Annotated in this window: 6 protein-coding genes; 2 read left to right on the forward strand and 4 right to left on the reverse strand. The window is 45.5% G+C overall.

What is annotated here, in order from left to right:
• Nucleotides 1-339: 339 nt before the first annotated feature.
• Nucleotides 340-1,200 (reverse strand): SPFH domain-containing protein, encoded by an 861-nt coding sequence (locus FC47_RS09820; protein ID WP_039944826.1) that lies wholly within the window; start codon nucleotides 1,198-1,200, stop codon nucleotides 340-342.
• 304 nt (nucleotides 1,201-1,504) lie between these two features.
• Here FC47_RS09820 and FC47_RS10650 point away from each other — a divergent pair, with 304 nt between their 5' ends.
• Nucleotides 1,505-1,669, forward strand: coding sequence for a hypothetical protein (locus FC47_RS10650; protein WP_006499105.1), 165 nt, complete (start codon nucleotides 1,505-1,507; stop codon nucleotides 1,667-1,669).
• Between the two features lie 380 nt (nucleotides 1,670-2,049).
• Here the strand turns inward: FC47_RS10650 and glpK are convergent, their stop codons facing one another.
• The 3 genes from glpK to FC47_RS10655 all read right to left on the reverse strand — a co-directional run bounded on the left by glpK (nucleotide 2,050) and on the right by FC47_RS10655 (nucleotide 4,736).
• Entirely contained in the window at nucleotides 2,050-3,555 is a 1,506-nt protein-coding gene (gene glpK / locus FC47_RS09825) for a glycerol kinase GlpK (protein ID WP_006499106.1), read from the reverse strand.
• Between the two features lie 356 nt (nucleotides 3,556-3,911).
• Nucleotides 3,912-4,136 (reverse strand): 2-hydroxymuconate tautomerase, encoded by a 225-nt coding sequence (locus FC47_RS09830; RefSeq protein ID WP_334312691.1) that lies wholly within the window; start codon nucleotides 4,134-4,136, stop codon nucleotides 3,912-3,914.
• Between the two features lie 450 nt (nucleotides 4,137-4,586).
• On the reverse strand, nucleotides 4,587-4,736 hold the full coding sequence (locus FC47_RS10655) for a hypothetical protein (protein WP_155519183.1): 150 nt from the start codon (nucleotides 4,734-4,736) through the stop codon (nucleotides 4,587-4,589).
• 408 nt (nucleotides 4,737-5,144) lie between these two features.
• Here FC47_RS10655 and FC47_RS09835 point away from each other — a divergent pair, with 408 nt between their 5' ends.
• The gene (locus FC47_RS09835; RefSeq protein ID WP_056968774.1) at nucleotides 5,145-7,754 is read left to right on the forward strand and encodes a mucin-binding protein; all 2,610 of its coding nucleotides are present in this window, start codon (nucleotides 5,145-5,147) and stop codon (nucleotides 7,752-7,754) included.
• Nucleotides 7,755-7,972 lie beyond the last annotated feature (218 nt).

The raw sequence follows: 7,972 nt of genomic DNA on the forward strand, positions 1-7,972 counted from the left end.
ACACAAAATATTTTACACTCCCCAAAATCAGCGAATAGTAGGTAATCGCAAAGCCTTCAACTGGTCAAAGCCTGATTTTCTTCACTAAGTTAGCCTTTTTGCGATGCTCGCTAACCCATTTTCAGTATTCCCAGGCAAACCACCACTATCCCAAATTGCCCCCGGACTTCTCCCCAATTTCCGACCACTACCCTAATAATCTCACTTTCCAAGACTTAAACCGGTTAAATTAGCCATCAACTGGCAGTACGGTAAAAGTCTCGTTCTCATTCATAAAAAATCGCACGCCCTGCCTTTGACAGCTAGAGCGTGCGATTAAGCATTTAAAGATAAATTCAGTTATTTTCCAGTATTGATTACTGGCTGCGTGCCGCGTTCACTAATAATTGCTACCATTATATTGTTAATGACCTGCAAGCGCTGTTCATCAGTCAGATTTAAATCCGTTTCCTTGGCCAGCCGCTCCATAGCATCTTCTGTGATCGAAACGGCGCCTTCAACGATAATCTTACGTGCTGACAGAATCGCCGCGGATTGTTGTCTTTGCAGCATCGCACTGGCAATTTCCGTGGCATATGCCAAGTGCGTCAGCCGCGTTTCCAAAATCTGCACGCCAGCCACGTTAAGCCGTTCCTGCAGTTCTTGTGTCAAGCGGTCAGAAACTTCAGTCGGATTCCCACGCAGCGTCAGCTTATCCTGCTCATCAAATGTATCATACGGATATTCGCTGGCAACGTGACGCACGGCAGATTCGCTTTGAATCTCAACGAATTCCTCATAGTCATCAACATTGAACAGAGCCTGCGCCGTATCAACGACTTTAAAGACCACTACGGCCGCGATTTCAACCGGATTCCCTTTTGAGTCATTAACCTTCAAAATCTGAGAGTTAAAATTGCGTACTCGTAGGGAAATGCTCTCCTTGTCCGTTAACGGCACTGTCATAAACAGGCCGGCATCGCGAATCGTACCAATGTAGTTACCGAAAAAAGTCAGCACTTTAGCTTCATTAGGCTGTACGATCGTCAATGCTGAAGCGCACAGTGCAGCCAGCAAAATTAAGACGACCCCGACTGCCAACTCACCATGCTGCTGATCAGCGTAACCGCGATAGCACAGCCAAACTCCTAAAACCGCGACTGCAATCGTAACGATTAATCCCAGATAGCCATTAACGTGGAATGCTTTTTTCTCTTGCATCGTCATCCCTTCTTTCAGATCGATTCTAGAACAATTATAACCTAGAAACGATTTCCAACAAAATAGCAAGCACAATGCTGGATGATTGCTTGCCCGGCACGACGATCCACTGAATAAGATGAACTTTACCAAATCAATTTGAGAAAGTTTACAAAAAAATCGAGCCAGCTAACCGCTGACCCGATTATGGTATAATATTTTTTCAAAGAACATTGGCGGTGCTTTGCTTTTCGAAGGGAGCGATGCCAATGAAGGAGTTGAAAAAACGTGCGACGCTTCCCATCATTATGAAAGGGATCCATAAGTGTCAAACCGACATCAAGATGGCGCCGACTTAAAAGGTCTTGCCGCTGTTCTGCATGAACTGCACGGCTTGCCGATTGGCGTTCAGTACGCAGCCTTGGCCACGGTCGTAATCATTGTGATTGCTTCCCTCATTGCCGGCTGCTACATGGTCAGTCATTTCTGACCAAAAAAGAGAAACCATCTTTATGAGTTGCAGCTCTAAGATGGTGTAAAACTTTAATCAATTTAAAGTGTAAGCACTGTCGATTTTCAAGGACATTCGGGCTAACGTGTTACCAGCGCGTTAGCCTTTTTGTTTACGTCATAATTATAGCTGATTTCAATCGGCATTGCAATTTGAAAACGCCTTGCCAGGCCAGACAAGGCGTTTTACCAGTTATTATTTTGCCGCTAAGAATAATCAATGTGCCGCTGTTTAAGCAAATCGCTGCCCCAAAGAGTAGCATTTCTCCTAAAACGCAACTTAATGGTTCCCAATGCTTTATTCTCGCGTGGAACTAAGGTCATGATGTCATAGGATGCAGCTTAATCATTCCCAGCACTTTATTCCCCGTGGCTGAAGAACTGAGCGGCTTTAATTGCTCGCTGCCAGCCTTGGTAAAGCTGTTCGGCATTTTCACGCTTCATCAACGGCATAAACTCATCGCCCAGTTTGGAAAGTTCCTTGAGCTCCTCTTGATCATTCCAAAAACCGACTGCCAAACCAGCCAGGAAAGCTGCGCCCAGTGCCGTAGTTTCTTCCATTTGTGCTCGTTCAATCGGCGTTTGCAGAATATCAGCCTGGAACTGCATCAAAAAGTCGTTGCGACAAGCCCCGCCGTTGACCGTCAGTGCTTTTAGCGGCAAATTGGTGTCTTTAACCATCGTATCAACGACGTCCCGCGTCTGGTAGGCGATCGATTCCAGCGTTGCCCGCGTAATGCTTTGACGATTGGAGCCCCGTGTCAAGCCAAACATCGCTCCACGCACTTCTTGATCCCAGTATGGTGCGCCCAGCCCAGTAAATGACGGCACTACATAAACACCACCGGTTGAGCCGGCTTCAACAGCCATTTTTTCTGATTCGCTGGCCTTGGTAAAGAACTGCAGTCCATCACGCAGCCATTGAATTGCCGAGCCCGCTACAAAGATCGAGCCTTCCAAAGCGTAGTTTAACTGACCGTTTAATTCATAGGCAATCGTCGTCAGCAGACCGTTTTTCGACAGCGTGGCTTCGGTACCGGTATTCATTACGATAAATGCTCCGGTACCATATGTGTTTTTAACAGATCCTTTTTCGTAAGCAGCCTGACCAAACAAAGCCGCCTGCTGATCCCCAGCCATCCCCGCGATCGGAATTTCAACCCCGAAGAAGTGATAGTCGCCCGTATAGCCATACACTTCAGAATTGGAGCGCACGTCTGGCAGCATCTGGGCTGGAATGTCCAAAAGCTTTAAGATGTCTTGATCCCATTGACGCGTGTGAATATTAAACAGCATCGTCCGGCTGGCGTTGGTAACGTCGGTAGCATGTACGCGACCGCCTGTCAGATTCCATAACAGCCAGGTGTCAATCGTGCCAAACAGCAGATCGCCATTGACTGCTTTGTCTCGCGCACCAGGTACGTTGTCCAAAATCCACTTAATCTTGGTCGCAGAGAAATAAGAGTCCACTACCAGCCCCGTCTTTTCATGGATCATATCTTTGTAGCCATCTTTAATCAGCTGCTCGGCAATTGCGCTGGTCTGCTTGGACTGCCAAACGATTGCATGGTAGATCGGCTTGCCAGTATGGCGATCCCAGATAACCGTCGTTTCCCGCTGATTGGTAATCCCAATGGCGGCAATTCGGTAAGGCTTGATCTGTGACTTGATCATGACGTCTGAGACTACTGACTGAACACTGTCCCAGATTTCCATAGCATCATGCTCAACCCAGCCTGGATTAGGGAAATACTGTGGGAACTCTTGTTGAGCCATTGCAACTTCATGTCCTTGGTGATCAAAGATGATTGCACGCGAGCTGGTCGTTCCTTGATCAATTGCCATAATATATTGTTCGTCACTCATAAGCTTATGTCCTTTCTCGTGCTAAGGCGCTAACGTAATTTTGATGAATCTGATTTGCCTGCATCACTTTCAATGCTGGATTCTTGGCTGATCAGGCTCCTTAGTCGTGCATTGCTGCATTAATATTTTCTCGATGCTTGAGCTTCCCAGCATCAACTATTTTCTCGATGCGCGGGTTTATCATACCAACTTACTGCATCAGTTTTTCACGATGCCTAGGCTTACCGTCATTGACGATTTTCTCATTGCTTAAACCTAATAACAGCGGCGGCAGCGACTATCAGGATCCGTTCGTCAGCACCATTTGAGACGCAAAAAAACCGCTGGCGACCCGAGGCCATGCAGCGGCTAATCGTTTACTTATCGCTGACCATCTTGCCAGCCACGCTGTAGCGATCCTTGCGCATTTCGTTTAATACGATGTGGATTCGTTCTTCAGGAACATTGGCATCCTTTGAGATAGCTGCCGTAACATCCTTAACCAGCGCCTTGAGTTGTTCTTCAGTGCGACCTTCCAACAGATCAATGTGTACCAATGGCATGAAAATCTCTCCTTTAATCCAATAACTTGGGGCAATCATACCATATTTATCACCGATTTGGCAACGCTTTACATAGTTTTAGAAACTACTTAATTTATTTATTGAAACCATCGTCGGATCATCTGGCTGAATGGCTTTAAATGCATGTTCGCAGCCAACCATGCATAATTTACGGCGCAGTTTACCTACCATTTTTGATTTTTCCCGATCGTAGGTAATGAAGGTTTTATCATATGTTTTTATGCAGTAATTTTTGAATAAATTGCTTCAAGTCCATCGCTTTATCAATACTCGAACTGATGACTCGTTGATTTCACCATCTATTCAGCATCCCCAACAATTCATCACCTACCACCGAGTATTTTGGTACCATAGTTCTGACGCAACTCACCTACAACCCTATCTTTGTAATGCAAAAACCGTTCAGCCGGCCAAGCCGATTGAACGGTTTTATTACGTTGGACTGAGCATTATACCAGCTCAATCATTTTAATGCTTTTTTGTTAATAACCATGCTGCCCCAGCTGCCAGCATTACACCAGCCAGTTTGTGGAGGTCGGTTTTAACGCCTTTAACCAGTGGCTGCTTGCTTTCCAGAACTACTTGAAAATGTTCGCCGTCATATAATGTCTTTTTCATGATCGACACTTCCCTTCAAGTCAATAATCTTTTTTCTAATTTAGATTTTACCGCTTTTAAGATTTAATAACGAGCGACATTTGACCAATTTCTTCCTAATCCGCACTTTAAATCTCAATTCATCCCTTTTGGTAACTATTAATGCATAAACTACATTCGAAGATTACCTATTCAAGCGATAATCAACTTACGCTTATTGATTTCATTACTCAGCATCGTGTATACATCGTCTAAAAACAGTATTATATCAACATTTATAAGATATGAGAATTTTATCATATCTTATAAACTTTTAATTTTGCTAAAGCTTTATCTGTGCATCAATTGCATCATTATGGGTTATAAAATCCTTGACTTGATTATCATACGAATGATAGTTTTAGCCAAACATAAGGGGATGATTACACCATGCTTAGTAAAAATAATCACAATTTGAAAATCAAAAAAGCCAGCGATCACCAACTGCGATTTTCGCTACGTAAGTTAGGGACTGGAATTGCTTCCGTTGCAATTGCCAGTCTGTTCTTTATCGGCAGCAGCGTAACAACCGCTCATGCCGATACCAGCGATAATGGTGCAGTTACGACTACATTAACGGCCAATGCGGCTCAATCAACAACTAGCACTACTGAGACTGATGCAACTGAGTCTACGACTGACACTAATTCAGCTGCCACGGATTCAAACACGACTACCACAGACACGACCAACCAAACTGCAACTGACACTAACTCGGATACCGACAAGGCCGCTGCTACTCAGTCAAACACTGACTTAACAACCGCCAACACGCAATCTGTAACTACTGAATCAGCTACGACTGCTGCTTCACAAACAACCGAAGCTGATCAGACCATCATCAACTCTGATCAAAATAGTTCCGAAGCGCCTTCAGTTGATAACATTCAACATGGCGTCAGCATCACGGCTAACAACCAGACGACTGGATATAACGGCACCTCAATTTTAAATGCCACTCAATTCGATGGTACTTTCGACGTCAACACGGTCGTTACCAACAATAATTCTGACAGTCGCAAAGTTGAAGAAATCGTCTTGCTGCCAACGTTTGCCGCCAATAATTCAACAGACGTAAACATAATTAAACCGGTTATCGCTACTGACAAGATCGGCAACGGCATTCAATTTACCTCCTCTACCGGCTCCTTGCCAGACGATTTGGAAGTCTACTATGCCATCACGGCCGGCGACTTTGAAACGCTGGCTGATTTGATGCAGAATGCAGATTTCTCCTGGGATCAGGTGATTGAGATTCAATTCGTGGCTACGCTGCAAGCTGGGCAATCGCTGACTGCTACCGTTCCAATGAAGATCGCCAACCTGGAACAAATGAAAAAGCAGCTGGCAGCACTGGCGGATGATACTGCCGATAAAGCGCTTGAACAAGACCAGGCCGCGCGCAACATGACGTTTGATGAATATTTCTACTACTGGGATGCGGACGGCAATTTCTATTCTGATGACATCCATTCACTAAACATGCGACTGGCCGTACCAGCAACTGATACCATCAGCGCCATTCAAAACATCAATGGCAGCTACCACGCCGTTATCAAGAATGCCAACGGTCGCTACCAAGACGCGCCAGCTGACATTCAAGCAGCCATGCCTAACGTTTCACCAAACGACGTTACCGTAACCAATTTTGCCAATGGCAGCGCGGAAGATACGCTGTTTACCGATGGCTATTTTAGAATCAATGCCATTAATATTTTTAACGCGGTCAAGAATCTTGGCTACTCGACCAATATCGCTCCCAACGGCCACGATCTTTGGCAGACCTACAACTACTTCTCTTTTGGTACGACTCATCCAGATGGTTCCGCAACCAAACTGTATGTAGAAGTACAGCCCGTCTTCTTGCTACAGGACGTTACCTTGCCAAGTGGCAGCAGCTGGAATCAAGCGCTGAACCTGCAACAGAATCCAAGCGTCAAGTTCACCAATCAATCCTCAATGACCGTTACCGAGCAAAAGGAATTAGCCTACAGCACGACTGGTGGCGCCGGAACCTACCAAGTCGACACATCCAACCTGCCGCTGGATGCTGATGGTAACTTAACCACGCCAGGTATCTACAACGTTACCTACATCTACCAAATCAATGATCAAGATACCGTAACTGCAACCGCGCAAGTTATCGTGCAGGCAGTCAAAATGATTACGCGGACGATTCACTACGTCGATGGCGATGACAACAATCAAGCCGTTGCTAATGATGTTACGCAAACACTGACCTTCTACGGAACGCCAACTGATGCTGCCGGAACCGTATTTACTTGGGAAGCAGTTAATGGTGATACATTTGCTAGTGTGGACTCACCTGCTGTTGCCAATATGACTCCTGATACCGCAACGATGGCTTCCCAAACAGTTAACGCAACGAGTGACAACACAGAAGTTACCGTTACCTACCACCACAACACCACTGCTGAGAATCTTGAGCATACTGTACAGCGGACCATTCACTTTGTTGACGAAAATGGCAATCCCGTTGCTAACGATACGGTTCAAACGGTTACTTTAAAGGGTACTAAGACTACTGACCTGGCTACCGGTGTATCCACTACCGTTTGGAATTCTGGTCAATTTGATAGTGTCGACGCTCCAACGGTTGCCAACATGACGCCTGATACGGCTACGGTCGCTGCGATGACAGTTGATGAAAACACTGCTGACTCTGAAGTTACGGTTACCTACCATGCTGATCAGGTTACGCCAGACACGCCTGATCAACCAGTAACGCCAGACACGCCGACGACTCCGGACCAGCCTTCTACTCCGGTAACGCCAGCTGCTCCATCACAGCCAAATGCCGTTCAACCGGCTGTTCCTATCAACACCAGCAACAAGACTGCTGTCGACACGACTACTGGACAAAAGACGTTGCCACAAACCGGTAACCAAGAATCTGCCGGTATCCTGGCTGTCTTTGGACTTGGTCTGTCTAGTCTGGCACTTTCATTCACGGGTCTCTTTAAGAAACGACACAACTAAAGCATCCCGTTGATGAAAATCTTATAATACCAAAATTAACAGCCCCATTACGGATCAACCGGAATGGAGCTGTTTTTATGTGATTATCATGATCCGCAAGTTTTCAAAGGAAATCAATAGCGGAACACCGATTGTATTTAGCTAATCGCTCATCAAAAAACACACTAATATTTAACCAATCATGCATAACGGATTAGTCAACCACCATCGGCTAAAGT

The sequence above is a fragment of the Limosilactobacillus mucosae DSM 13345 genome (assembly GCF_001436025.1).
In the GTDB taxonomy this organism is placed as follows: Bacteria; Bacillota; Bacilli; order Lactobacillales; family Lactobacillaceae; genus Limosilactobacillus; species Limosilactobacillus mucosae.

Excerpts from the sequence above, each read along its gene's own strand:
- FC47_RS09820 (WP_039944826.1), bottom strand. The coding sequence starts at position 1,200 with ATGCAAGAGAAAAAAGCATTCCACGTTAATGGCTATCTGGGATTAATC.
- glpK (WP_006499106.1), bottom strand. The coding sequence starts at position 3,555 with ATGAGTGACGAACAATATATTATGGCAATTGATCAAGGAACGACCAGC.
- FC47_RS09830 (WP_334312691.1), bottom strand. The coding sequence starts at position 4,136 with ATGATTGCCCCAAGTTATTGGATTAAAGGAGAGATTTTCATGCCATTG.
- FC47_RS10655 (WP_155519183.1), bottom strand. The coding sequence starts at position 4,736 with ATGAAAAAGACATTATATGACGGCGAACATTTTCAAGTAGTTCTGGAA.
- FC47_RS09835 (WP_056968774.1), top strand. The coding sequence starts at position 5,145 with ATGCTTAGTAAAAATAATCACAATTTGAAAATCAAAAAAGCCAGCGAT.